Genomic DNA, 21,489 nt, shown 5'->3' on the forward strand with positions numbered 1-21,489 from the left:
GTTTGAGTTTGATTCGGTAATTGACCGATATTTCTGCACTACCATTATTTATAATTTCAGCTTCTAGCACGCCTTGCGCATTCTTCTTAAACTCAAAATACTTCGGATTCTTAGCATGGGCTAGACCGTCCGAAATAACAAAAGTAATGGTACCTTTGCCATTTAATTTGATTTCTTTAAAGTCCAAATTTCCTGTTGGAATAGCATAGAAAACGCGATCCGGCGCAATACTAAATGTTAATTCTTTGGGTTCACTTACGTTGAGAACCTTCTGCAGGTCGTCATGATTGTCCATAGACTCATACTTAACATAAAAAGGTACTGGAATCTTTTTGCTTTTCTTACGAGAGTAAACATATTCAGAACCGTCTATTGTTTCGTAATCTCGGAATATCGGTTCATAGTCTGCGCCGTCAAGAAGCGTAAAGCCGTCCAAAACAGTAATCCATTTTGTTAGCTCTACACCATTAAAAGTTACTTTTACCAATTTACCACCCCAATCCATCGACAGCATTTAGAATTGCTTGTCGTTTTGCCTGTTCTTCTGCAACTGGTTCAGCGTAGATTTTAGCAATTTCTTGCTTGTCGGCTTGAACCGATACTACAGTAGGTCGATTAGCCAATTTAGCTAGAATATCCATTACGTCTTTGTAATCATAATCTTGACTAGAATTTGTATTTAATTGAGAAGCTAGTCGGTTATTTGATAAAGTTAGTTGAGCACTTGCCTTATCGATGTCAGAAAAGTTGGTATCAAATGTTACTGTTCCAAAGCTATCATAAATTTCACCAGCCATGCCGCTGATCGTCGATTGGACACTCTTGAATTGATTCTTAAGTCCTTCATTCAAACCGTTCATGATAGCTTTCCCAGCTGGAATCAAGAGACGTTTATCATACTCAATAGGCCCTTTGTGGTCACGAATCCAGCCAGCTATCCCACCAACAAAATCCGTTACACCTTGCCAAGCCGATTTTAAACCGCCGAGAAAGCCGTCTAAAATAGCTCTACCAGCATCCCACAGATTGATATTTCGCAATCCGTTAAAAATACCCGTTACTTGAGAAACCAAGTTAGAGACGCTTTGAACCATGCTATTCCAAGCATTTTGTGCACCTTGGACAATTCCGTTAATAATGGCTTGTACAGAAGATTTCAGACCATTCCATGCACTGACAGCAGTGGATGAAATAGAATTCCATAAATTAGACAAGAAATTCATAAAGCCATTCCAAATGTTTTGAGCACCCTGTACTAGTCCAGTTATCAGATTTGATATAGTCGTTTTTATCCATTCCCACGCTGCAGAACCTGCATTTTTAATAAAATCCCAGATAGCAGATAAAACATTTGAAAAGTTCTCAAATACGGATTGACCGTATCCAACAATTGCACTCACAACACCCATAAAATAGGTTTTGATACCTTCCCAAACCATACTCACAGCGTCAGAAATGCCTTGCCAAATCAATCCTAGATCTTCGCCAAGTTTTCCAAAATTGCCTGTAATAATATCAAGGACAATCAAAACAGCCCCTAATACAATAGATTTGATGAAATCCCATGCTCCTTGAAAAATCATCTTAACGCCTTCCCACATCTGAGAAAGTCCATCTTTTATGCCGTTCCAAATATTTATAAATCCGTCAATGAATGGCTGAACGATTGTCATGATAACCTGCGTTATTGCAGTCCATGCAGCACTAACGCCTGATGTGATACCAGACCAAAGATTTGAGAAGAACTCTACAATCCCATTCCATGCATTTTTAATCGTATCAACTACTGCATTCCATGTGTCAGTCACGCCATTCCAAAGGTTCTTCGCACCATCAGAAATACCAGACCAGATTCCAACAAAGAAATCAGCAATCCCTTGCCAGGCGTTTTTTATCCAGCTAACAAACCCAGCCCAAATCTTTTGACCAATTTTTGTTTGAGTAAAGAACCAAACTAAACCTGCTACAACAGCAGCAATCGCAGCTGCTATAGCACCGATTGGATTTGCTACTATAGCAGCATTAAAAGCCAAAACCGCTCCTTTAGCCGTGCTGATAGCTGCCGTAAAACCAGAAATAATCGTTTTAATCGTAGCTACAGTTTTAAAGGCTAAAAATCCCGCTAATAGTCCTGCCATCGTTGACTTAAGCACAGCCATTGCTGTTTCATTACTTTTAAGCCAAGTTGTGAAATTCTTGTTTGCCCCATGAGCTGACTTGATAAAACCTGTCATAGATTCAAATGCAGAACCAATGGCATTTACACCTTTCTTACTACCAGCTATACCTAACAAATCACTGACAAAGTCACCGACGATATCAGCTATATTTACGATAGTAGAGCCAATATTCTCAAAAGTCACACGAATGTTTTCGCCAATATTTACAATTCTAGAAGCTGTTTTTTCATCAAGCCCAAGATAGCTTTTTAAAAAGTCCTTGTTGTCTGCCTTGTCTCCTGAGCCAAAGATCATATCAGACAGTGCATTAAGAACACCGCTGACATTAGTATAGATATCATAAATTTTATCAGTGATACTTTTAGCAATTCCATCACCAAAGATTGCAGCAATTCCCTCTTTCAAAACTGTCCCGATGACAGTCGGTAAGCCCCGCAGGATATTTCCAACCATCGGAATGAAATTTTTAAATAGAAACGTTGATGTCGTCTCTGCCAGAGCTTTTAGCGATGGCATGATATCTTCACCAAGAGTCAATTTCCCCAGAACATTTTGAGCAGCAGCTTTCATGGCGGCAAATGATCCACTGAAAGTGGATGCTGCTTCTTTCGCAGTTGTGCCAGTAATATCCAGTTTCCCTTGAATCGCATGAATCGCTTGATAAACATCAGATAAGTTGTTGATGTCATATTTGACTCTGGTTAGTTTAGTAGCATCTGCCAGTAAGCGTTCCATTTCCGTTTTAGTACCACCATAACCAAGTTTAAGGTTATCTAGCATGGTATAGTTTTGTTTGGCGAATCCTTGATAGGCGTCTTGAATACGATCCATGGATGTACCCATCTTATTTGCATTATCAGACATATCCACCATGGCCATATTTGCCAAATCTGCAGCTTTTTCGGTATCTCCACCCAAAGACTGCAAGAGACTGGCAGAGAAGCCAGTTACATTTTCCATGTAGGCATTGGCGGACAGTCCGGTAGTGCGATAAGCCTCATTTGCATAGGCTTTGACCTTATCAGCTGAACCCTTGAAAAGGGTTTCGATTCCTCCAAGTGATTGCTGAAGAGCTGCCCCTTCTGATAAGGCGAAAGTAAAAGCTTTACCGATTCCAGCCGCTGTGATGACACCTGTTACAGCTTTTACAAGAGTAGAACCAAGGGTTGATCCAGCACTTTTACCTGCTGCACTAGCTTCCGGCGAAATAGCGTTTTGAATAGCTCCACTAATACCTTTAGCAGATGGCATAATCTGCACATAAGCTTGTCCTAATTCTGTTGCCACTAGTTCTCACCTCCAGTCTTGTTTAAAATTTTTGCTCTCGCTTTTTCAAATTCCTCGCCAGAAATAAAGACCATTTCTTTGCTTTCTTTTTCTACTGCGGTTAATTTCTCTGTAATAGAAACAGGTCTATTGTTCCCTTTTTGCCCATCTTTCGTTTTAAACCATGTAAGCAAAGAGAGCCTGTCTAGAATGCTGGCTTGTAGAAGAGTATCAAATGACACTCTTTGTCCAGACATCACTAACTTAATACGAGAATCTTCTCTGAGGCCATAAGAAAAAACAGCCACCTGATAAGCAGGCAACCGTCTATAATCGTATATGTTATACACCTCAGCAAGGTCGCAAATCAATGCGTCTTCATCTGCTTGTATCATTTTGGCGAGGAGGGCAATTTTTTTACCTTGTTTTGAGCTTCAAAGATTTCTTTAATAGCTTCTCCCATTTTGTCCATTGGCACAAGACCGTTTTCATCACGTACATGCTCTTTCAAAGCATCTGCTTGATCGCCTAATAAGAGTTTTAACAATTTTGGTAACACAAGAGGATTTGTGTCCACTTCTGCGATTGCTTCTACTAGTTCATAGTTGCTTAGACGTTCTTCTGAAATTTCAAACGAAAAACCTGACGTAGTTGTACCTTTAATTGATTTTGACATCTATTAAGCTCCTTTAATATATTCATAGTGCGTGTTCCCTTCTTTGTCAGGAAACGCAGTAACAGTTGTCTCATAACCTACCGTTTCACCGTCTTTATAGCCTACTTCCCCGATTTCGGTCACTTTTCCTTGAGGAATAACAATCCGTTTGATAGCTCCACCTTTGAGGATAACTTCAACTACAAGACAATGTTCCTGTAATTCTTTTGAGTTCGCTTTGACTACAATTCCAGTGCTGAGGTCTCCGTTCACATTGTCCTTGCCATAGATTTCTTTAAGGACATCTACGTTAAGAGCCTCAATAAGAGTGTACCCGAAAGTGTCTTTCTTTTCTGTTTGTGACGAGTTAACCACATCTCCGCCCCAAGCCTTAATGTCTTCCGATTCTGGGCTATTCGTGTTAGTAAGTCCGTCCTCTGAGATGTAACCCAATGATTTAAACGCTGTATTAAGAGCTGTAGTTGCATCTGTTGGAAGTTCAGTACCCAATGGAGCAGAGTAAATTGCCCCACCAACCTTTGGTTTTGCGGTTGTTACATGTGATGAATTTGACATCTTATTCTCCTTTTCAATTTTAATAATGGTTAATATCAAATACTGCTTGATACCGGTAAGATTTCGTTTCGGTATCAGTATAGTTATAATCGCTATTTAACGAGATGCCACTAATATCATCTAGTTCTATCAAGCCTTCAACAACATCTTTGACTTCTTCGTTTAATAGCGCGGCATCGTGCATAGACTTAGCGTAACTCTGAAAAGCAAAAGTTGACGACTTCAACTGATTTCTCTTGCTACTGCCCGTCTTTTCTATCACGACATATTTATCAGGCATTTTCGCTTGATGTTCAAAAAAAGACGGCACAGTTAAATGACCGTCAAAGTATTTCTTGATGATAACTTCAATCATTTAACGCACCGCCTTTAAAAGTGTATTGTTTTTGAGATTATCTTTCTTGGCTTTGCGAGTTTTAGCACTCACCATTGCATTTGCACGATTGCGTCCAATATGGATGTCCTGCTCATAACCATCGCCGCATCGGTTTTTGATGTTGCTTGCGTGTTTTGACAGAACTGTCTGCATAGCAGATGATTTCATCAACTCTGCCACCCCTGCACGATTAAGCTTAAATTTCATATTACTCATAATGTTCCACCATCACTTTCTTATTCCACTCAAGCGGAATCATTTCTTCAATACCAGCTTGAGGGATACCAACTGTCCGCCAACGTTTGCCAAAAAATCGAACCTCTTTATCCGTCCAATTGTTTGTGTCACCTTTTGGAATGGCAAGTGTGTACTCTGCCTTCTTTCCAGTCAGATTGAGCTGATTTGTGATGTCTTCAGTTGTAGACGGGCTGACCAACACATTCTCAACCGAGATTTCTGATTCTTCATAAATTGGATGCCCAAATGGGTCTGTTCCCTTTTTGGTCTTACCAATCAATATCACAGTCATGCCTTTAATCCGTGTCATAGATTTCCATCACCCCAAATCTCTGCCGTTTCAATCCCAGACGCTTCAACTCATTGTCTTTGATAAACAACCCACCGCCAGGAACCAAATAAGACCCGCTAAACGAGTAGCCCAAGGCGCTCTCCGTGACTTGGGTCATCGGTTCCTGATTAGTAGATGTCATTAAGGTACGAGCGACTACGTCAACTGTTACAGATTTGACAACTTGAGCATATGACGGACTGTCTGCGACTATCTTATCAAGGTCTTTTCCGACTTTTTTAGCTTCATTCCGCAAAGCAGCAGAGACCACTTCCAGCAGTGCCTCTGCCCTTCGTTCCTCTTCAGTTTTCAAAGTCCGCCACAGCAGAGCCAAATCGTCCTTTGTCGCAAAATCAGTCATAAGCTATTCCTCAGTAGACTTAGCTTTTTTAGCAGGTTTCTTTGTTTCTTCAACAGGTTCCCAGTTGCCGCTAAGTTGAGAGTCTACATCAATGATCACTCCTGTTTTTTTGTTAATATATTCCATAGCTTAAGCCTCCACACGAGCAAATGATTCTTCATCCAGAATACCCCAACCTACATACACTTCTGTACGCAAGCATACTTCACGGTAGCGTTTCAAGTCACGGCCTGCACCGTCTGGATCACCATATTCAATGATTTCAAGCGGAATATTTTCAGCGTAACCCCATTTGAACGCATTTTCAAAGTCACCAACAATAGCATGGTCTTTCTTAGCTCCACTAGCAACTGTGCTCAATGTCTTATTGACATCTGACTGCATTCCGTAAAATGATGCAGGATTTTGACCAAAGCGATATTCAGGATATTGTACAACCCCGTTCACTTTGATTTTTCCAAGAGCTGCTCCTGCAGCTGGTGATAAAGCAATACCAGTCACCTGTCCATCGTTTGCAGTGATTGTCGTAACAGCTGCATCGATGTTTTCGTCGATTTTTTCCGCGTCGTAAGTAACTACATTTCCTGTAATCAAACCATCAAATGAATTGGTTGCTTTAAAAGAAGCATCCGTCATTGATTTTGGTTCCAGACCGTGGAAAGATGCAATATCAACAGCTTGTGCAACTTTTTTAGCCAATCCATCAATGAATGATTTGAGATAAGACAGTTGTTTTTCTTCTGAGCAATTCACAAATTCTTGAGATACACGAGCTTGATAAGTAACCAGAACTGGCTTCACTACCTTTGGTTTCATTGTAGCATTACCAGCATTTGAAGGTTTACCTTCACCTATAATTTCAGCGTTTCCTTCAAGATTGAAAATGAATGTTTCTGTTCCAGTAAATGGAATAGGTTCTTGACTTGATAGTTTAGCGATGGTCGAATGACCTTTTACTTTGCTAAAAATATCTTGTACTGTTTCTACAGGGAACAGATCCCCTGATTGCAATGTTGCCATAGATTATTCTCCTCTCATTTTTCGCAGCATTCCTTTCAACGCTGCATCTTCGTCGTTTGAATTTCCTACATTAGGTTCATTTGATTTTGTCGGTGCTGCCGGTTTAGCTGGCTTCAAAAAGCCTGCTAGACGCTCTGCATCTGCTTTAATAGCTTCCTCATCATCGCCGACCAGGCGATCGGTCAAGTCATACGGCAAGCCATTTTGCAAAGCAATACGAGTACGCAAGCTTGCTGTCTCATAACCAGCCACTTGCTTTTTCAAATTTGCGATTTGCTTATCGTAATCTGCAGCGCTAGTCTTGCTTGCTTCAGCTGCTGACTTCAGCGCACCATTTTCTTTTTCCAAATCACTCACACGAGTTTTGAGCTGGTCATAATCTGCGTACTTTTCTTTCTCACGAGCCAAGCGCGCTTTCACGATTGTGTCAAGTTCTTCTTGTGTAGTGATTGCTGTAAAATCTGACATATAAATATCCTTTCTCCTGCTTTCCCGGCAGTTCGGTAATTTTGTGCACTAAAAAAGCACCTTGCGGCACTCATTTAGTAATAACTTTTTTGCTTTTTACGAGGCTTCGTTGTATAACAAGCCCAGTACGCCAGCAAAGCGCTGTCCATTAAACTGATGTCTCGGTCGTCATATAGCGACTTATAGCCAAAGCCACCATTTGAGCCAATGTTACGTTTATCACAGTTTGTCACAACTGCAGTCAGCGAAGGCTGGTCATTGTGACAAAGTGTTTGCTGTACGATCGACTGTTCCCAAAGCGAATTAGCCGTGATAATTTCCTTGACTGTTGGCAAGATTGGTTTCTGGATTCCAAATTCTTTCATCTCTGCTGCTAGCAGTTCCTGCCCGCTAGCACCATCAACTACAATTTTTTCAATATCTGCAGACTTTAAGAAATTGATAATCCATTGCATGCCATTTCGGACAGAGACGCAGTCAATATTTTCGACAAATATTCGTTCGTCATCTGTTCGTACAGCAATTGCCATCGCAACATTGGTCCCGTCTTGGCCGTACTTGATTCCAACAAAAAGCTTCCCCTTAAGTCCAGGCATTGGTTCAACCTTGAGGTCAATCCATTCTTTTTCTGAGATGGCTGATTTCTGATTGAAGGTCGGCCAATAGCCCAGACGCTGGATATTATGATCCAGTTCGTCATCTCCGAGTTCGACTTTAATTTTCCGTTCGTTGAGATGACAGCCCATTGACGGATTAGTCAAGTACCAAGCATCCACATCGTTGATGTCGTGGATGTTTTCGACAGACCACTCTGCCCAGCCCGAGTACTCGCTGTTGCCAGCCAGAACTTTTTTGCGGTAGGCTGCAAAGACAGTTCCTGTTGATACCATTGTTGGCGGCGTCCCGCACATGATAGTCATCGGATTCTCGCTATCTGTCACCGTGTACTTGAGAGCTGATTCCTGTTCTACAGTGTACTCTTGGGCTTCGTCGATGATAAGCAAGTCAAATCCTTCACCCAAACCACCATTTGATGTCCTGGTACGGAATTGGATAACCGCTCCAGTTTCCTTGAACTCAACACGCTCTTGCCCCTTTGCTTTGTTTGAAACAAAGTCCTCACCGTCCACATACCCCATATCCTCCAGATACTTTTTCAGTTCCTCAAATGATGAATGGGACGTGCTGATACGATGAGCAGTATGCAGGATTCTAAGTCCTTTATGCAGACCCCACAACTCCACAATATAGACATCTTCTGTCTTACCGTTTCGTCGAGGGATGGCATAACCAAACTTTTGGTGTACCCACAGACCGTCATCATTTATGGCCATAATAGCTTCAAGCAAAGATACTTGCCAAGGATAACAATCTCGGCCAGATTTCTGATAAAACTCTATGGCTTCCTGAGCCAAGCTATCAGTATAATGTAAAGTTACCGATTGAGTAGGATGCTGATTGCCAAATCTAATCTTAGTTTTAGTAACCATAACCTTTCCTTTCAATCGTCATCGCATGATAACCCTATCGCTGGGAGACATTGGATCACCTCCTAAACTAGTTGTCCAAAAGTGTAATCATTCTTTTTCTTCTCTTCTCCTTTCCTTGCTTTTTAAGCAAAATTGTTGTATACTTAACTTAAGTAAGGAAGTAATCCTGTTCCCCTTGTCCACTATGTGGTCGGAATGACGGTTACTTCCTTTTTTGTACTATATCAATCAAGCGATTGCCACGCTTCATGATAACAGTATCAACATCTCTCCTGCCGCTTCTGTAGATTATTTCCAACTGCTGTAACACTTCTTCTGTGCTAATATTAGATTTTTCTAGTTCAAGCACAAAATTATTTGCTTGTCTTTTTGATTTTCGCATATTGTTATCAACAACATTTTTACCAGCTCCCTCAATCTCTTTTAAGTCAAATCGTTCACCATTGACCAAATAATCAGGAGTCGGAACTTTTAGCGGATAATTTACTTTTGGTACAAGCTGGACTTTAACACCAAATTTCTTGGCTAGCCACTCTGCAACCTCTTTTTCTTTTTGTGAATAATCTAAAACAACATGCTTTCCGTCAACATGATACTTGACCTCCTCATGCTCCCAATAGCCCATTTCGGCAACAGAACCTTTACCTGAGTGCTTTAGCCACTCTTTTTTTACACTTAAATAAGGCTTGTCATTATCTGGCAAGCCTATTTGTTTTCTATGTTCGATTTCTGATTTTCTCTTATCCTCTGACCACTTTTTTGTCCATACGTTTTGCTTTTTTCCGTTTCCCGGATGATAATCCACTGTACACCGACAACGCTGATGCCTACGATATACATTTTTTGGTACTTTTGGATAAGTATAAGTTCCAGCTACTTCTTTGCACCAATCACAACAATTGCCACTCTCACGTCGCACGATTTTAGGAGATAATCCCGCCTTTGCGTGGAACTCTGCATTTTTTCGGATACTATCATCCACAATAGACTGCGTAAAATTAACAATCGGTTCACCTAGCAGCCAACTTACTTTGTCAAAGCTCTCCTCGCTGGACAAGCGATTGACTAATCCGTCTATTCTATCTTGGTTTAATTCCGGATGTTGCACAGCGAGCCCGATTTTGGCTTCTTGGTTCAAATTTTTCTGGATTTCACTGGCATAATCACTCACAAGCTCATAATTCCTGCCTAACGTCTCATTTAAGAGACGATTTGCGATATTGTAATACATTTTACCGTCTGGCAATGTGTCGTTGCTTAGAGAGCTTCCTAGAACTTTAGAAAGAATTCCGCCAATTTCTATAGCGTAGTCATTTGCATCTAAATAGTTTGCTTGTTTCTGTCCAAGTTTATCGAGTAGCCCTTTAATCGTTGAACTACTAAGCTGACCACGCTCGAAATCTGTCTTGATTTGCTTGAGTAGTCCAGGGACGACGTCCTCAACCATTGCCATCACCACCTACTGCGGAAACTGACCCATCTGATGCCTTAATACCCGTCAAATCACGGATAGTATCACTTCCAACGAATCCAGGAATGGCTTGATTGAGCTTAATAGCACCATCACCAATCATAGTCAATGTGGTTGCGTCTGCCTCAAAGAGTGGCTCCCATTTGACTGATGTTGCCATAAATTGGTTGCGCAAGTATGGGAACTCATCCCGCAAGCACACTGCCACATATGCCGTATTTAGCAAGCCCGATGCAAATGACCGCTGCGCTTTTCTTCCAGCCGCCCTCAAATTCTCGTGAGCAGCTTTGATGGTCTCTACTGATGATGGATTATCAGACGGAAAACCCAAGTCATCCATAGTCAAGCCTGTACCGCCTGCAAATAAAGCGGCGTACATCTTAAGCTGGTCAATGAACGGTGACATGCTAGCTGTTGTAAATTGACCAACCGTTGGACTGTCCCCGTCTTCGTCTTTGGTAAACTGTAATAAGCTTGACACAGTCGCTTTCCACTTTTCCATTGGCTCTGCTTCTTGACTAAGCCCTAACACATATTTTTGAGGAAATGAATAGAACTCTGCCGTTACTTCCGCCCGCTCTAGCGTACGTTTAGCAGCTTTTTGCTGGTACATACCAGCTTGCGTAATACGACTGCGACCAAATGGACGTACCGCATCCGGACGATGGATAATAGGGACTAATAACGGCTGCCCTGTTGGATTACTGACAAAGTATTCTTTTCCGTACTTCGGATAATACCAGGTTGCGTCTTTTGTAAAATATGCTTCAAGAGTCGGCACACCATACTCATCTTGTTCTAAGACCGCATAGCCTTCTGTCAGTAAAAAGGTTGTTGGATTTAAAATCCCAGTCGCTCGACTGGCCTCAATGATCTGCATTCTAGGTATCTCATCCTGATTGCCAGGCATGATATACACAAAGCAACAAGATGCAATCAAGGCGGACTGAATAGCTGTATCAAACAGAATATCTGGATTGTTAGCATTAAAAATTTCTGTCGCATTAAAGTCGTCATCTGCAAATTCACGGAAAATAATCCGATCGGCCAGCGCATCCACTCCGTGAGCTGTCCAGCCTAAAACCGATCTGTACATATCCCGCACTTTATCTGGCATAACGATGCTGCGAGAGGCTTCTCTATCTGCCATCGCATAATATCGATAGCGTCTTTTAACGCCCAATTGATAAAGGGCTAGTTTTCTTCTTAGGTAGCCCATGCCGTAGTAATTCATCTTGATTGCTCCTTTATTTTTTCAACTACTAATTGCTCAAAATTCTCTTCGTGAACCTCAATACCTTCAACCACTGTCCTACTAACAAAGTTAAACTTTTCCTCGTTGGCCAAAATCCGCTTTTTAAAATCTCGGTAGTATTTCAGCAAATTTTTGCTTTTTTTGCGCTTTTTAGCCATTAAAATGTTAGGATTAACTTTTTTGATTTTTTCCTGCTTCTTAGCAGCACGCTTTTTCTTCATCAGTTTGCGTTGATTCGTTCTAATCCCGTCCCTACGGCATTTGTCACTGCAATATTTTGACCGACTAGATGTAGCCGTGAACTTTTTACCACATATCGAACACTTAATTTTTTTCATTTCCTAACTCCCAAATCCTAACGCGAGAAAAAATGTACAGTGACGGCGTGAAGGGCGGCTGTTGCCAAGGGTAGGGGGTTACCCCCCTTTGTACTTCGACCAATCTTGCGTTTGAGGGAGATTGCGATTTCCAATCGTTTTCGTTTCTGCACCAGTCTCAGACTGGTTAGCATACAGCTTATCAGACTTCTGCCGATTGCATTGCCAGTGCGCCAGCTGTAGATTATCTATAGCTGACGGATGACCACCTTTGGCTATAGGAACGATGTGGTCTATCACAGGACTCATCGGGTCAGGATACTTCAATTTCTTATTGACCAGTCGTCCACAGATGCCACAGTGTGTACTTGATTTCAGCAACCGCTTCTTATTCTTCTCAAACGCAACTCTATGCGGTCCACTCTTATCAGCTCTTAGATTAGCCATGCGCACCTCTTGGAAATTAACAGGGGCGGGGTACTCAATAGCACCTCACCCCTGTTTTCTTGATGATACTATAATAGCACGTTGAAACTGTCATGCACTGTCAAATGCTGTCATTATTGTTATTTACTGTCAATCACTGTCATTTACTGTCAGATTGTTTAATTCTTTAGTGGCTATACGCAACAATCTAAAGTATGTGCTCTCACTACAATTGAGTTCGTCCATTACTTGCCACCTCGTCATCTTATCAATATAAACCAAGCTCAGTATCGCCTGACTGTCCGTGTTATCCAAAGAGTCGATCAATCCCTGCAGTTCTCTTTGTTTTCTGATAGCTTCAGCGGTCTTCTGCTCTATTTCTTCCTTTGCCGTTAGCAACTCAACATAGATATCATCCTGCTTACGCTTGATACCTCCAGACACTTTATCTGCAGAGAATTTTGCGCTAGATAAAAGTGAAGCTTCGATTTTATCTCTACGTCTAATCAAGCTCGCAATGTATAAATCTAGGTTTCTCAAATCTTTTAAAATAGCCTTTGCCTTCACTTTTAACTCCTTTGTGATATAATATAAGTATAGTTGTTACAAGGAGTCAGCCAGGCGCTGACTTTTTTTAATACTGATTTAAAATTTCTACGACTTCACTATATTCAATCGGAAGAGTAATGTTTTTTTCCTCATACAAAAACAATTTTGGTATTTTCAGGAAGATCATTGTTCGTCTTGAATCAACAGCTTTAATGGTTGAGATATGTTTAATCAATTCACGTTTTAAAGCTATGCTGCCAAATTTTATAAATCTAGGCATTTCTTTTCTGACAATCTTTATTTTCCCGCTATAAGGTCTACGTTTAGGTTTCATTCCTGTACTTCCTCTACTTCCCAGCCAAGTACATCAGCAACTTTCTGCGCTTCTTCCTTGGTATCAAATTTCTTGACATAATTCATAATCCCCGGCATTTCGTCAGCAAGTATGACAATTTCCACATCTTCTTGATATTCTTTAAAATATAGATGATTGCCATCTGTGACTACATACCGTTGCTTCTTCTGCATGCTCTCAAGCGGGTCATCTAATAGTTTCAGATCATCAATAACAATTTCAGTTTCGATTTTAGTAACACCGACATTTAATAAAGCACTATATTGTCCAATTAATTCTCTTTTATTCATTTTAAATTCCTTTTATTCATATTTTTTGCATAAAATCATAGCGTGACACTGTGACATTTACTTTCAAAACTTTTATTTTATATAAAACAAGAATTGCTCTATAATAGGCTTTGTAGCTATTCTTATTTTTATATACTCTTTTTATTTAATAATAATGTCACAGATACTATTTAATTGTCTATAAAGTCAGTCATATCAAGTGCTAGATAGTGTGACATTAACTTTTTTTAAAATTTGTGAGAAAATCGACCTCAAACCTTGATACACTTGACCTCAAAGGGTGTGACATTATAAATGTCACAGTAATGTCACATAATGTCACGGATAGCTGTTTTTGTGACATTACAAGCTGAAAGTGTGACATTAACTTTTTTGCATATTTTTACGAAAATATCCTCTAAATTGACTACCATTTGTTCTACGAACTCCATACTCCCAATCGCCATCATTATCCATCATTAACTTGATTTTCTTGGCCAACTTACTTCCTCGTGCCGTATCTACATCAAAGACATTCTTTAAAATGTCCCTAGTAGAGACTGCTTCCTGCAGCACCACTCCGTGTACTGGATTACCGACCTCATCACGATAGATTTGATTATTGAAATAAGAGTAGGTAAATTGATGCCGCTGCACCATAGACATATCCGACCAGTTGGACGGAACCAACATATCCAGATATTCATAGATTTGCTCTTCTTCCTCGTCCTTGTAAGCAAACTGCTCTTTATAGACTTTCAGCTCCTGCTCAACCTCTTCATCGAAAGTCAGACTAAAGCCTTTTTTGTATAGAGCCACAGCCTCGCCCCAAAGTTGAAGAACATCTTCTTCCGTCATATCAAATGGCCGCATAAATTGATTATCTGCATGAACCAATACTGGCAGGAATCGACGTTCACCGGTTTTGTCCCTTAGATATTCAACCTCGTTGCTGGTCCTAGCAATCACGAAGTTCTTAGGAAATTTCTCCGATCTCCGGCCGTATGCTTTCCGAAAACGCAAATCCGTTTTCGTGACAAAGGCCTTTAATTCTGCAAAGGTGGTCTTTCTTGATGCAATCATCTCGTCGTCATTAACGATTAAGGACTTAAGCATAATCTCATAATTATCCTTATCAAAGAAATCTTTAACAGAATCTGTGTACCAGTCCATTCCTATCTTTTGCAGAAAAGTTGTCTTTCCTGTTCCTTGGCCACCGACCAAGTCTAGTACGTAGTCAAATTTAACGCCAGGAGTGAAAACTTTGGCCACCGCGCCGACAAAGAACATCGTTGCGATCCTTGAAACATTAATATCGTCTTCTGCACCTAGCCAAGTTTGAAAAACCTGGTTCAATCGCTCCTTGTGGTCCCACTGCTGATAAGCACGTTCCATGTATTCAGAAACTGGATTATAGGATTTTTCTGCAAAGAATGTTGCAATCCCGTCTGATAAGGCTTGACGTTTAAAGACAACCCCAAAATGATTCTCAAGATAAACACTAAGCACCGCTTCAAAATTCCCAGGTAATTCACCTTTTGGAAGTTCGACATTATCAAGCTTGATGTCGGCCACAATCTCGTGTTCTTGAGAAAAGGAATTATGCCTTAAAAAGTCATTGAGGCGCGTGTCACTCTTGAGAGCCAGCAGCACATTTCGCGGACTGTCTGAGACGATTACATCAATTTCTTCTTTCTCGCCCTGGTCATTGACAATCTTTTTCTTCGTACGTTTAAATTGAACCATGGACATTTTTAAAATCTCACCAATGATACTCACCTCCTCATGTCTTTATTAATCATACTCATCACCGTCCGCTCAAGTTCTTTATCAGGTAGCGGATCCAGACTGTTATTGTTTGCTATCTGAGCCAACTGCAGAACAAACTCTGCTTCTACATGCCTAGACAGCAAACCGCCCGTGAATTTGGCCAAGGTATCGTTTCTGGTTCCCTCACCACCAAATCCAATCGCAATCATTTCAAATAGCTCTGTTGTTCTATTGCGTTTTCTGTTTGAATAATTTTGATAGCGTAACTGATCCAGGTCATTGACCTTGTTCTTTTTTAAGTATTCCGATTTGATAGCCATGACCAGCGCCCTGCTGGCCGTGACCATCGTGCCGCCCTCTTTTGATTTATCAATGTCCCATTCATATTTCCCTTTTTTTGTTTTCGATGGAGCGACTAATACATAGTTATTAGGATGAGCTTTGACATCAACACCAGGTAGAAAGCCAATCATTTGGCTCATGGAAACATCCGGATGTTTGAAATAGAAGATGTGCTTACCACCACTAGCAGTTCGAGCTTGCAGCGTTGGCGTTATCAAGTTCAGATGTTCCCAATTCTTTAAAGATTCAAAGCCATTATGTTTTCCATGCAAATCAATATCAATAACAAAAAATTTATCCGTCCGAACTGCAATATTAGCATCAGGATACTGCGACCAAAAATCCTCTATTTCCTGTTCTGTCAAGGCTGGCTTATCTGCAAAAGCAATCATCGGTTTCTTGCTAGTTGGACTAATAGGAATAACTGAAAATCCCTTTTTCTGATAAGCTAAGGCATGTTCTTTCATTCCCATCTAGTACCTCCTATTAGAATGGCATATCATCATCCGAGATGTCCATCGGATTGGCGTTATTATTTTGTTGATTACGACTTTCCAAAATTTGGAAATTCTCTGCTACAACTTCAGTCACATAAACCCGTTGACCTTGCTGATTTTCGTAGTTACGCGTCTGAATACGACCAGTAATTCCGATAAGAGCTCCTTTTTTGGCCCAATTTGCAAGATTTTCTGCCTGTTGCCGCCAAATAATACAATTAATGAAATCTGCTTCTCGTTCACCATTTTGACTTTTAAAATTACGATTAACCGCAAGAGTAAAGCTAGCTACTGCCGTATTACTCTGAGTCATACGCAATTCCGCATCACGGGTCATGCGACCCACAAGTACAACGTTATTTATCATTTATTCAATTCCTTTCACTTTTTTCGTTTCTTCAATCAACTGTTGAGCGGTCTTCAACTGACCAACTGGTATCTGTTCAATTTTCTCAACTCCCATCAGACCAACGAACCATTTTCCAATGGTAATAACTGGTGCATTAGTTGATTCTGCAATATATTTGATATCTTCACGTAGCTTTTTAGCCTGAGCGCCTGTGATGAATTTCTTATCATTAGTTAGCTTTTTAGCACTTTCATTTGATTTAGCCGTTGACTTATTTGCTGCTTTGTTTGTAGATTTTTGATCTGTCTGTTCAGCGTATTCATCCGTGTCAGGATCCTTGTTGTCGTCAATAGCAAATAAACCATTCAAAGCGTACTTACGCGCATAGCTGGATGCTGTACCTGTTATTTGGCTGCCATCCATCCCTTTTTTTGTTTCTTCTTCACGCGCTAATGCTTTAGATCCGATAGCCTCACCTTCAGCGTAGAGTGTGACAGAAGCCTCAACATAATGGCGCCCCTCGATATATACGATGTCATCACTCATAGTGATTGCCGCCTTATGCTTTTTTAAAATCGGTTTTAGAGCTTCTAGGATATCCTCTGCACTTCGATAATTGTATTTTCCGAAAGAGTTATATTGACCCTTTGGAGCAACCAACTCACTTTGGATTGACTGCAATACTCCAAATATTTTTCCCATGTTAACTCCTTTTAGTCAAACAACCCTCTCAAAAAATCACGAGTAAGCTTATCAGGCTGCTTTTCAATCTCTCGAACCTCGCTACCGTTTGGATAAGTTAATTCATACTCAGCTTTAACTTTGACAACTTCACAACCAAATATTTTAGCCATGTTTTTGAATTGCATTTTGTCTTCTTCGTATTTTTCGAGAGACATGAACAAAGCGTTGGCAAGATTATCCGTGTAATCTGCTTGGTAGGCTAATGTTCCGCGATCCTCAAACGATTTTAAGAAAGACCCTGTTTCTTTTCTACGCAATACAATAAGTTCTTGATTCATTTTCATTTTGATTCTCCTTAAATTTGATAACCTTCTGGGTATTTTGTAGCAAGCGGTCTGTAGTTAGATTCTGCTTTCTTTCCACATTTCTCGCATTCCATATTTGGGACCACATTATTATGATAGTTTGCGTCATCATATCCGCCACCTATTTTCGTAAAGCCACAATGTTCACACTCATATTCTGCTGTGAAATCTCTTCGGTATTGACTGATAATTTTTTTAATTCGCATTCGTTTCTCCTTAAAAATAAAACTCTATGACTCTCACGTCATGTTGTTGGCGGCTGCCTGTTACCCGCCAAAGCAGCTGTCTATAATCATCATAGCTGCCATCTGATTTATTGACCGGATCCAGCACTACGATTGTTTTAAATTTATGCTGCAGACCATCAACTCCGACACCTAACACTTGACTAGTAGCCACAACATTGGTCTGTTCAAGAGAGTCCTTCCTATCTCCTGTCCAAATACCAATTTCTGGATGACGTTCTCGAATAACCTCTACAATCTGCTTGGATTTGCTGACTATCAACATTTCTGTCTTACTAGCCAGCAGAAGATCCAATTGCAGTAGCATTGGAGTGTCTGCATTAACTGCTTTCAATTTTGGAAAGTCAACCTCAAAACCTGTCTGGATTAAATATCGTTCAAAAGTCTTTCGGCCAAATGTCTGTTTGGCCATGGCGTACTTGCCATCTTTTCCGACAATGTTCAGCTTTCTAAACTGTTCCAATTCTTCCGGATTAGCAGTCAAGCACCAGACAGGCTCAAAGATGACCTCAAAGCCATTGTTTTCTTCTGCTTCTTCAATCTCCTCAACATCTTCCCAGCGGAAAAAGTTTGGCAGATTAGCTACATAGCTTTCATAGTCTCGGAAGTCATCCCATTCTTGCTTAGAATAGCTGAATTTGGAATATTTCATCTTCCCGTGGGCTAGTTGCCAGTTTTCCTTTTGGTTTGGTTCGGCCGCTCCAAAAAATGTCTTTTCGAGCGGATAGAAGTTTTGCCCCTTCTTCCTGATGGGCGTTGCTGACAAGCCTACAGTATAGCTGCGTTTGACCTTCCGATAAGCCTTCACATTGGCATCGCTAGACATATTCTGCCACTCGTCAACAATGAACACATCGCACTCAATAGACTCACCACTTGCAAGTCTGTTCTGCAATCTGCGGTCTGTCATAGTCTCTAATTCAAAATCAGTGTTGTAGCCTAATTTTTGATAAGTGCTGTTCCATCCGTTCAGGATGGCTAGTCGATTATTGATAACCAGGACTTTTTTTGCTCCCTTGTGCTTTGCGATTTCAAAAGCACAGATGGTTTTACCACGGCCGCCGTATGCCTCAAGGAAAATACCAGGGCAGTCACGGTCACTACGTTTGACCGCTTCAGCCTGCCATTTGCGTAATTCGATTGCCAATGTCCACAATCACCTCCTCGATGTCATTCCGTTGGGCATAAAATAGCCCAAGCCTTGCAGCTGCCCTCACATCGTTGTGATGACTCTTGTCAAAGGACCACAAACCTAAAGCTTTTAATAAGTCGTTTGGTATATCGGTCTGATACCCTGCATTACGCTGCAAAACTAAGTCCGGATAGCATAGTTCTATGGCTGCAATAGTTTCCACAACCGAGTTGTCTCTTGAATAATCATTGTCCCTGACCTCAAATTTTTCAACGACCACTATATCAAACTCGAGACTCCGACCAGTTGACTTGAACCAGTTTTTGAAGTTCTGAGCGCCAAACGGAAGTACCCAGCTATCGACCAAACCAGCATTGTCCAGCAGGACAATTCCTGTTGTGCTAGTTTCAATTCGATTGCTTGACGGATCAATTGCTAAAATTCTCATTTGATCACCAACTTTTCAGTACGAATGAGTTCGGCTCCTTTGACTTTCTTGCCAGATTTCAGCAACTCTTTGAGTGTTTTTTTGTCCGGTGCGAGCGTCACTTTTTTTGTAAAATATTTTTTTGGAAGGTCATCTTCGTTGACCTTAACTGATTCTGGATTCTTAGCAACTTTTATAGTAAGAGCACCGCTCTTAACTTCGGTTTGACCCGTGACATTCATAGCTGTCATAATGTTATCCTTAACATAATCAAGCTTTTTCTGTGCCGCCTGTTTCTTGGCTTTGAAGCTATCTTCCTCAGCCTTGTACATGGCCACATCTGCCTCTAGATTCTTGATAACGTGGGCATATCCTTCCGCTTTCTGTTCGAATTGTTCTTGCCAATCGATAGCCTCAAGCGTGTCCGCTTTTGTTTCGTCATCAATATCCATCTGGTAAATTGCCAGGAACTGGCCTGTTAGCTCATATAAACTAGCCATTTTTTTCTACCTCTCTGATTTTGTTTGTTAATTTTGTAAGTCCGATTCCCGTTTTAGTTAATTCAGCATCGGACGTAAATAAATGATTTTGATTCATTCTAGCGATTTCGTTTTTAGATAAACAAGCAAGATTTGTAATATCATAGTTTGTTTTATCACCGTCCAAGAAGACAATCGAATGCCCTTTGGGTATTGGCCCGTGATGCTCAATCCAGGTCTTTCTGTGTAGCAATTCCCAGACATTTGGATCCGCTACTTTGATTTTCGGATAGCCGTCTGTCCTTTGAGCAACGGTTCCCACCGGAACATAATTTGGAGGTTTATTCCCCTTCTTAAACTGGCCGCTGTTCTTAGGCATATTCGGAAATCTCTTTCCTTTGTTCGCTGGCGTATGTCCTTTTTCAAACTGACCAGTTAAGCCGCTATTTAAACGATTGTTTCTTCGATAATTCTTGACTTGCTTGCGGGTTAATGACAAACCGAATTTTTCATTCATTTCATCCGCAAATGTTTGTGCAGTTTTTCCGACGTAGTTTTTCAAAAAATAGTCATGCTGCTCGCTTGTCAGGATTCTTTTTTGGAATACCTTCCCTACCAGCAGACCAAGTCGCTTACGCACTCCTCCGATTTGCGAAGCTGTGTAATTGGTCCCAAACTTTTCATTTAGCAGTTGGGTTACTTCCGGAGTCAGCCGTCCCGGACAAATCTCTTGCATATAATCAGTATATTCATTCTTCCAGCAAAGCGATCGGGGCATTGACATCACCTACCTTATCTTTAAATCTCTCAGCATCCAAGGCCAGTTGGCCAGCCTGCAAGATTTGGCCAGAAATCGCCACCATTTGTTTTGAACGTTGGAGTTCTACTTTCAATTCTTCTGTAGTGAGATCTCTATCATCCAGAGTCTCTAATTGAGCAAAGAGCGTGTTGGTCAAGTCTGATAATTTATTGCGTACCATTTTTGAACCTCATTCCTTATCTCATAAGCTCACTGTTTTTAAATACTACTGCTATTGAGTCAACAATCGTCTTCAGACGATAGTTTTCGGTTTGTAGCTCATTAAGTTTGTTTATTAGATCGAGGTATTCCTCAACACTGATTTCTACTGTCTCTTTCATTAAGCTTCCTCCATCCGGCTCTTAATATTCATCAAGAGACCTTTCAAGTTACGCTTCTCAGTCTCTGATAAGTTGCACTTATCAATAAATTTTGCGATAAGCTTAAAGGCTTTTTCTATTCTTTTTTCTTTGTCTAGCATTCTTACACTCCTAATTGTTTTTCACGTTTAATGTTTTCCAGCATCTCTGCCAGTGTTTCTTTTTTGGGTCTGTATCGGTTGCGAGATTTCCACTTAACAAACAGGCGAAATCCTTCGTAATTGACAAAGACGATTCTATGAGTTGGGTTGTCAATGAATTGTCGAAAGTCTGGATGTTCTCTCATTTCTGCCGCCCAGCCTTTAGCAGTTCCGACTGTCAACCCTTCCCATATTTGGCAAAGGTGTGCATAGTCACCATATGTTGCTTTTTCAGACTGATTGGCAGGCCTGTAAATTATTTCTGCTTTTGGCATAGT

At 40.8% G+C, this 21,489-nt stretch carries 34 protein-coding genes; all 34 read right to left on the reverse strand.

Annotation, left to right across the window (positions count from 1 at the left end):
• The coding region (locus FQ204_RS06545) for a distal tail protein Dit (RefSeq protein ID WP_260843560.1) at positions 1 to 514 on the reverse strand (514 nt) is incomplete at its 3' end.
• Positions 489 to 3,467, reverse strand: coding sequence for a PblA (locus tag FQ204_RS06550; RefSeq protein ID WP_144210054.1), 2,979 nt, complete (start codon positions 3,465 to 3,467; stop codon positions 489 to 491). The genes FQ204_RS06550 and FQ204_RS06545, both read right to left, overlap by 26 nt.
• Entirely contained in the window at positions 3,467 to 3,841 is a 375-nt protein-coding gene (locus tag FQ204_RS06555) for a DUF5361 domain-containing protein (RefSeq protein WP_144210056.1), read from the reverse strand. The genes FQ204_RS06550 and FQ204_RS06555 overlap by 1 nt, the downstream gene beginning before the upstream one ends.
• A complete protein-coding gene (locus FQ204_RS06560) occupies positions 3,838 to 4,122 on the reverse strand; it encodes a hypothetical protein (protein ID WP_070811637.1) in 285 nt (94 codons plus the stop codon). Before FQ204_RS06560 ends, FQ204_RS06555 begins: the two co-directional genes overlap by 4 nt.
• Positions 4,123 to 4,125: 3 nt before the next feature.
• The gene (locus FQ204_RS06565; RefSeq protein ID WP_144210058.1) at positions 4,126 to 4,677 is read right to left on the reverse strand and encodes a phage tail protein; all 552 of its coding nucleotides are present in this window, start codon (positions 4,675 to 4,677) and stop codon (positions 4,126 to 4,128) included.
• Between the two features lie 19 nt (positions 4,678 to 4,696).
• Positions 4,697 to 5,032, reverse strand: a complete 336-nt coding sequence (locus FQ204_RS06570) for a hypothetical protein (RefSeq protein WP_144210060.1) — start codon at positions 5,030 to 5,032, stop codon at positions 4,697 to 4,699.
• Positions 5,033 to 5,269: a hypothetical protein gene (locus tag FQ204_RS06575; RefSeq protein WP_144210062.1), complete on the reverse strand. Its 237-nt coding sequence runs from the start codon at positions 5,267 to 5,269 to the stop codon at positions 5,033 to 5,035.
• Positions 5,262 to 5,600 (reverse strand): hypothetical protein, encoded by a 339-nt coding sequence (locus FQ204_RS06580; RefSeq protein WP_144210064.1) that lies wholly within the window; start codon positions 5,598 to 5,600, stop codon positions 5,262 to 5,264. The genes FQ204_RS06575 and FQ204_RS06580 overlap by 8 nt, the downstream gene beginning before the upstream one ends.
• On the reverse strand, positions 5,587 to 5,982 hold the full coding sequence (locus tag FQ204_RS06585) for a phage Gp19/Gp15/Gp42 family protein (RefSeq protein WP_144210066.1): 396 nt from the start codon (positions 5,980 to 5,982) through the stop codon (positions 5,587 to 5,589). The genes FQ204_RS06580 and FQ204_RS06585 overlap by 14 nt, the downstream gene beginning before the upstream one ends.
• Before the next feature lie 3 nt (positions 5,983 to 5,985).
• Complete coding sequence (locus tag FQ204_RS10705; RefSeq protein WP_260843561.1) at positions 5,986 to 6,108, reverse strand: hypothetical protein; 123 nt, start codon at positions 6,106 to 6,108, stop codon at positions 5,986 to 5,988.
• 3 nt (positions 6,109 to 6,111) lie between these two features.
• Entirely contained in the window at positions 6,112 to 7,002 is an 891-nt protein-coding gene (locus FQ204_RS06590; RefSeq protein ID WP_144210068.1) for a phage major capsid protein, read from the reverse strand.
• 3 nt (positions 7,003 to 7,005) lie between these two features.
• On the reverse strand, positions 7,006 to 7,470 hold the full coding sequence (locus FQ204_RS06595; RefSeq protein WP_144210070.1) for a DUF4355 domain-containing protein: 465 nt from the start codon (positions 7,468 to 7,470) through the stop codon (positions 7,006 to 7,008).
• 74 nt (positions 7,471 to 7,544) lie between these two features.
• Entirely contained in the window at positions 7,545 to 8,960 is a 1,416-nt protein-coding gene (locus FQ204_RS06600; protein WP_144210072.1) for a DEAD/DEAH box helicase family protein, read from the reverse strand.
• Between the two features lie 202 nt (positions 8,961 to 9,162).
• Complete coding sequence (locus FQ204_RS06605; protein WP_186286720.1) at positions 9,163 to 10,407, reverse strand: hypothetical protein; 1,245 nt, start codon at positions 10,405 to 10,407, stop codon at positions 9,163 to 9,165.
• Positions 10,400 to 11,665 (reverse strand): phage portal protein, encoded by a 1,266-nt coding sequence (locus tag FQ204_RS06610; RefSeq protein ID WP_144210076.1) that lies wholly within the window; start codon positions 11,663 to 11,665, stop codon positions 10,400 to 10,402. Before FQ204_RS06610 ends, FQ204_RS06605 begins: the two co-directional genes overlap by 8 nt.
• The gene (locus tag FQ204_RS06615; protein ID WP_144210078.1) at positions 11,662 to 12,024 is read right to left on the reverse strand and encodes a hypothetical protein; all 363 of its coding nucleotides are present in this window, start codon (positions 12,022 to 12,024) and stop codon (positions 11,662 to 11,664) included. The genes FQ204_RS06610 and FQ204_RS06615 overlap by 4 nt, the downstream gene beginning before the upstream one ends.
• Before the next feature lie 78 nt (positions 12,025 to 12,102).
• Positions 12,103 to 12,450: an HNH endonuclease gene (locus FQ204_RS06620; protein ID WP_144210080.1), complete on the reverse strand. Its 348-nt coding sequence runs from the start codon at positions 12,448 to 12,450 to the stop codon at positions 12,103 to 12,105.
• Between the two features lie 129 nt (positions 12,451 to 12,579).
• Positions 12,580 to 12,996: a DUF1492 domain-containing protein gene (locus FQ204_RS06625; RefSeq protein ID WP_144210082.1), complete on the reverse strand. Its 417-nt coding sequence runs from the start codon at positions 12,994 to 12,996 to the stop codon at positions 12,580 to 12,582.
• A gap of 67 nt (positions 12,997 to 13,063) precedes the next feature.
• Positions 13,064 to 13,312, reverse strand: a complete 249-nt coding sequence (locus FQ204_RS06630) for a hypothetical protein (RefSeq protein WP_144210084.1) — start codon at positions 13,310 to 13,312, stop codon at positions 13,064 to 13,066.
• Positions 13,309 to 13,623: a hypothetical protein gene (locus tag FQ204_RS10710; RefSeq protein WP_260843562.1), complete on the reverse strand. Its 315-nt coding sequence runs from the start codon at positions 13,621 to 13,623 to the stop codon at positions 13,309 to 13,311. The genes FQ204_RS06630 and FQ204_RS10710 overlap by 4 nt, the downstream gene beginning before the upstream one ends.
• Positions 13,624 to 13,986: 363 nt before the next feature.
• Entirely contained in the window at positions 13,987 to 15,381 is a 1,395-nt protein-coding gene (locus FQ204_RS06640; RefSeq protein WP_260843563.1) for a virulence-associated E family protein, read from the reverse strand.
• Positions 15,378 to 16,187: a bifunctional DNA primase/polymerase gene (locus FQ204_RS06645; protein ID WP_144210086.1), complete on the reverse strand. Its 810-nt coding sequence runs from the start codon at positions 16,185 to 16,187 to the stop codon at positions 15,378 to 15,380. The genes FQ204_RS06640 and FQ204_RS06645 overlap by 4 nt, the downstream gene beginning before the upstream one ends.
• Positions 16,188 to 16,200: 13 nt before the next feature.
• Positions 16,201 to 16,578 carry a single-stranded DNA-binding protein gene (ssb, locus tag FQ204_RS06650; protein ID WP_144210088.1) on the reverse strand — a complete coding sequence of 126 codons (378 nt, stop codon included), beginning with the start codon at positions 16,576 to 16,578 and terminating at the stop codon, positions 16,201 to 16,203.
• Positions 16,579 to 17,262 carry an ERF family protein gene (locus FQ204_RS06655; RefSeq protein WP_144210090.1) on the reverse strand — a complete coding sequence of 228 codons (684 nt, stop codon included), beginning with the start codon at positions 17,260 to 17,262 and terminating at the stop codon, positions 16,579 to 16,581.
• An 11-nt stretch (positions 17,263 to 17,273) separates the two neighbouring features.
• Positions 17,274 to 17,588, reverse strand: coding sequence for a hypothetical protein (locus tag FQ204_RS10715; protein WP_260843564.1), 315 nt, complete (start codon positions 17,586 to 17,588; stop codon positions 17,274 to 17,276).
• Positions 17,589 to 17,599: 11 nt separating this feature from the next.
• Complete coding sequence (locus FQ204_RS06665; protein WP_144210092.1) at positions 17,600 to 17,815, reverse strand: hypothetical protein; 216 nt, start codon at positions 17,813 to 17,815, stop codon at positions 17,600 to 17,602.
• A 10-nt stretch (positions 17,816 to 17,825) separates the two neighbouring features.
• On the reverse strand, positions 17,826 to 19,001 hold the full coding sequence (locus FQ204_RS06670; protein ID WP_144210094.1) for a DEAD/DEAH box helicase family protein: 1,176 nt from the start codon (positions 18,999 to 19,001) through the stop codon (positions 17,826 to 17,828).
• On the reverse strand, positions 18,970 to 19,434 hold the full coding sequence (locus FQ204_RS06675) for a hypothetical protein (RefSeq protein WP_117644264.1): 465 nt from the start codon (positions 19,432 to 19,434) through the stop codon (positions 18,970 to 18,972). The genes FQ204_RS06670 and FQ204_RS06675 overlap by 32 nt, the downstream gene beginning before the upstream one ends.
• A complete protein-coding gene (locus tag FQ204_RS06680) occupies positions 19,431 to 19,913 on the reverse strand; it encodes a siphovirus Gp157 family protein (protein ID WP_117644263.1) in 483 nt (160 codons plus the stop codon). The genes FQ204_RS06675 and FQ204_RS06680 overlap by 4 nt, the downstream gene beginning before the upstream one ends.
• On the reverse strand, positions 19,906 to 20,670 hold the full coding sequence (locus FQ204_RS06685; protein ID WP_260843565.1) for an HNH endonuclease signature motif containing protein: 765 nt from the start codon (positions 20,668 to 20,670) through the stop codon (positions 19,906 to 19,908). Before FQ204_RS06685 ends, FQ204_RS06680 begins: the two co-directional genes overlap by 8 nt.
• Positions 20,642 to 20,872, reverse strand: coding sequence for a hypothetical protein (locus FQ204_RS06690; protein ID WP_125373863.1), 231 nt, complete (start codon positions 20,870 to 20,872; stop codon positions 20,642 to 20,644). Before FQ204_RS06690 ends, FQ204_RS06685 begins: the two co-directional genes overlap by 29 nt.
• 16 nt (positions 20,873 to 20,888) lie before the next feature.
• Entirely contained in the window at positions 20,889 to 21,032 is a 144-nt protein-coding gene (locus FQ204_RS10500) for a hypothetical protein (protein ID WP_186286723.1), read from the reverse strand.
• Positions 21,032 to 21,172, reverse strand: a complete 141-nt coding sequence (locus tag FQ204_RS10505; protein ID WP_186286725.1) for a hypothetical protein — start codon at positions 21,170 to 21,172, stop codon at positions 21,032 to 21,034. Before FQ204_RS10505 ends, FQ204_RS10500 begins: the two co-directional genes overlap by 1 nt.
• Before the next feature lie 2 nt (positions 21,173 to 21,174).
• A complete protein-coding gene (locus FQ204_RS06695; RefSeq protein ID WP_117644260.1) occupies positions 21,175 to 21,486 on the reverse strand; it encodes an excisionase in 312 nt (103 codons plus the stop codon).
• Between the last annotated feature and the right edge of the window lie 3 nt (positions 21,487 to 21,489).

It is taken from the genome of Streptococcus constellatus (assembly GCF_902167705.1).
Lineage (GTDB): Bacteria > Bacillota > Bacilli > Lactobacillales > Streptococcaceae > Streptococcus > Streptococcus constellatus_A.

What these genes read in the sequence shown, in the direction of transcription:
- FQ204_RS06555 (WP_144210056.1), bottom strand. Translation starts at nt 3,841, where the DNA reads ATGATACAAGCAGATGAAGACGCATTGATTTGCGACCTTGCTGAGGTG.
- FQ204_RS06560 (WP_070811637.1), bottom strand. Translation starts at nt 4,122, where the DNA reads ATGTCAAAATCAATTAAAGGTACAACTACGTCAGGTTTTTCGTTTGAA.
- FQ204_RS06565 (WP_144210058.1), bottom strand. Translation starts at nt 4,677, where the DNA reads ATGTCAAATTCATCACATGTAACAACCGCAAAACCAAAGGTTGGTGGG.
- FQ204_RS06570 (WP_144210060.1), bottom strand. Translation starts at nt 5,032, where the DNA reads ATGATTGAAGTTATCATCAAGAAATACTTTGACGGTCATTTAACTGTG.
- FQ204_RS06575 (WP_144210062.1), bottom strand. Translation starts at nt 5,269, where the DNA reads ATGAGTAATATGAAATTTAAGCTTAATCGTGCAGGGGTGGCAGAGTTG.
- FQ204_RS06580 (WP_144210064.1), bottom strand. Translation starts at nt 5,600, where the DNA reads ATGACACGGATTAAAGGCATGACTGTGATATTGATTGGTAAGACCAAA.
- FQ204_RS06585 (WP_144210066.1), bottom strand. Translation starts at nt 5,982, where the DNA reads ATGACTGATTTTGCGACAAAGGACGATTTGGCTCTGCTGTGGCGGACT.
- FQ204_RS10705 (WP_260843561.1), bottom strand. Translation starts at nt 6,108, where the DNA reads ATGGAATATATTAACAAAAAAACAGGAGTGATCATTGATGTAGACTCT.
- FQ204_RS06590 (WP_144210068.1), bottom strand. Translation starts at nt 7,002, where the DNA reads ATGGCAACATTGCAATCAGGGGATCTGTTCCCTGTAGAAACAGTACAA.
- FQ204_RS06595 (WP_144210070.1), bottom strand. Translation starts at nt 7,470, where the DNA reads ATGTCAGATTTTACAGCAATCACTACACAAGAAGAACTTGACACAATC.
- FQ204_RS06600 (WP_144210072.1), bottom strand. Translation starts at nt 8,960, where the DNA reads ATGGTTACTAAAACTAAGATTAGATTTGGCAATCAGCATCCTACTCAA.
- FQ204_RS06605 (WP_186286720.1), bottom strand. Translation starts at nt 10,407, where the DNA reads ATGGTTGAGGACGTCGTCCCTGGACTACTCAAGCAAATCAAGACAGAT.
- FQ204_RS06610 (WP_144210076.1), bottom strand. Translation starts at nt 11,665, where the DNA reads ATGAATTACTACGGCATGGGCTACCTAAGAAGAAAACTAGCCCTTTAT.
- FQ204_RS06615 (WP_144210078.1), bottom strand. Translation starts at nt 12,024, where the DNA reads ATGAAAAAAATTAAGTGTTCGATATGTGGTAAAAAGTTCACGGCTACA.
- FQ204_RS06620 (WP_144210080.1), bottom strand. Translation starts at nt 12,450, where the DNA reads ATGGCTAATCTAAGAGCTGATAAGAGTGGACCGCATAGAGTTGCGTTT.
- FQ204_RS06630 (WP_144210084.1), bottom strand. Translation starts at nt 13,312, where the DNA reads ATGAAACCTAAACGTAGACCTTATAGCGGGAAAATAAAGATTGTCAGA.
- FQ204_RS10710 (WP_260843562.1), bottom strand. Translation starts at nt 13,623, where the DNA reads ATGAATAAAAGAGAATTAATTGGACAATATAGTGCTTTATTAAATGTC.
- FQ204_RS06645 (WP_144210086.1), bottom strand. Translation starts at nt 16,187, where the DNA reads ATGGGAATGAAAGAACATGCCTTAGCTTATCAGAAAAAGGGATTTTCA.
- ssb (WP_144210088.1), bottom strand. Translation starts at nt 16,578, where the DNA reads ATGATAAATAACGTTGTACTTGTGGGTCGCATGACCCGTGATGCGGAA.
- FQ204_RS06655 (WP_144210090.1), bottom strand. Translation starts at nt 17,262, where the DNA reads ATGGGAAAAATATTTGGAGTATTGCAGTCAATCCAAAGTGAGTTGGTT.
- FQ204_RS10715 (WP_260843564.1), bottom strand. Translation starts at nt 17,588, where the DNA reads ATGAAAATGAATCAAGAACTTATTGTATTGCGTAGAAAAGAAACAGGG.
- FQ204_RS06665 (WP_144210092.1), bottom strand. Translation starts at nt 17,815, where the DNA reads ATGCGAATTAAAAAAATTATCAGTCAATACCGAAGAGATTTCACAGCA.
- FQ204_RS06675 (WP_117644264.1), bottom strand. Translation starts at nt 19,434, where the DNA reads ATGAGAATTTTAGCAATTGATCCGTCAAGCAATCGAATTGAAACTAGC.
- FQ204_RS06680 (WP_117644263.1), bottom strand. Translation starts at nt 19,913, where the DNA reads ATGGCTAGTTTATATGAGCTAACAGGCCAGTTCCTGGCAATTTACCAG.
- FQ204_RS06685 (WP_260843565.1), bottom strand. Translation starts at nt 20,670, where the DNA reads ATGCCCCGATCGCTTTGCTGGAAGAATGAATATACTGATTATATGCAA.
- FQ204_RS06690 (WP_125373863.1), bottom strand. Translation starts at nt 20,872, where the DNA reads ATGGTACGCAATAAATTATCAGACTTGACCAACACGCTCTTTGCTCAA.
- FQ204_RS10500 (WP_186286723.1), bottom strand. Translation starts at nt 21,032, where the DNA reads ATGAAAGAGACAGTAGAAATCAGTGTTGAGGAATACCTCGATCTAATA.
- FQ204_RS10505 (WP_186286725.1), bottom strand. Translation starts at nt 21,172, where the DNA reads ATGCTAGACAAAGAAAAAAGAATAGAAAAAGCCTTTAAGCTTATCGCA.
- FQ204_RS06695 (WP_117644260.1), bottom strand. Translation starts at nt 21,486, where the DNA reads ATGCCAAAAGCAGAAATAATTTACAGGCCTGCCAATCAGTCTGAAAAA.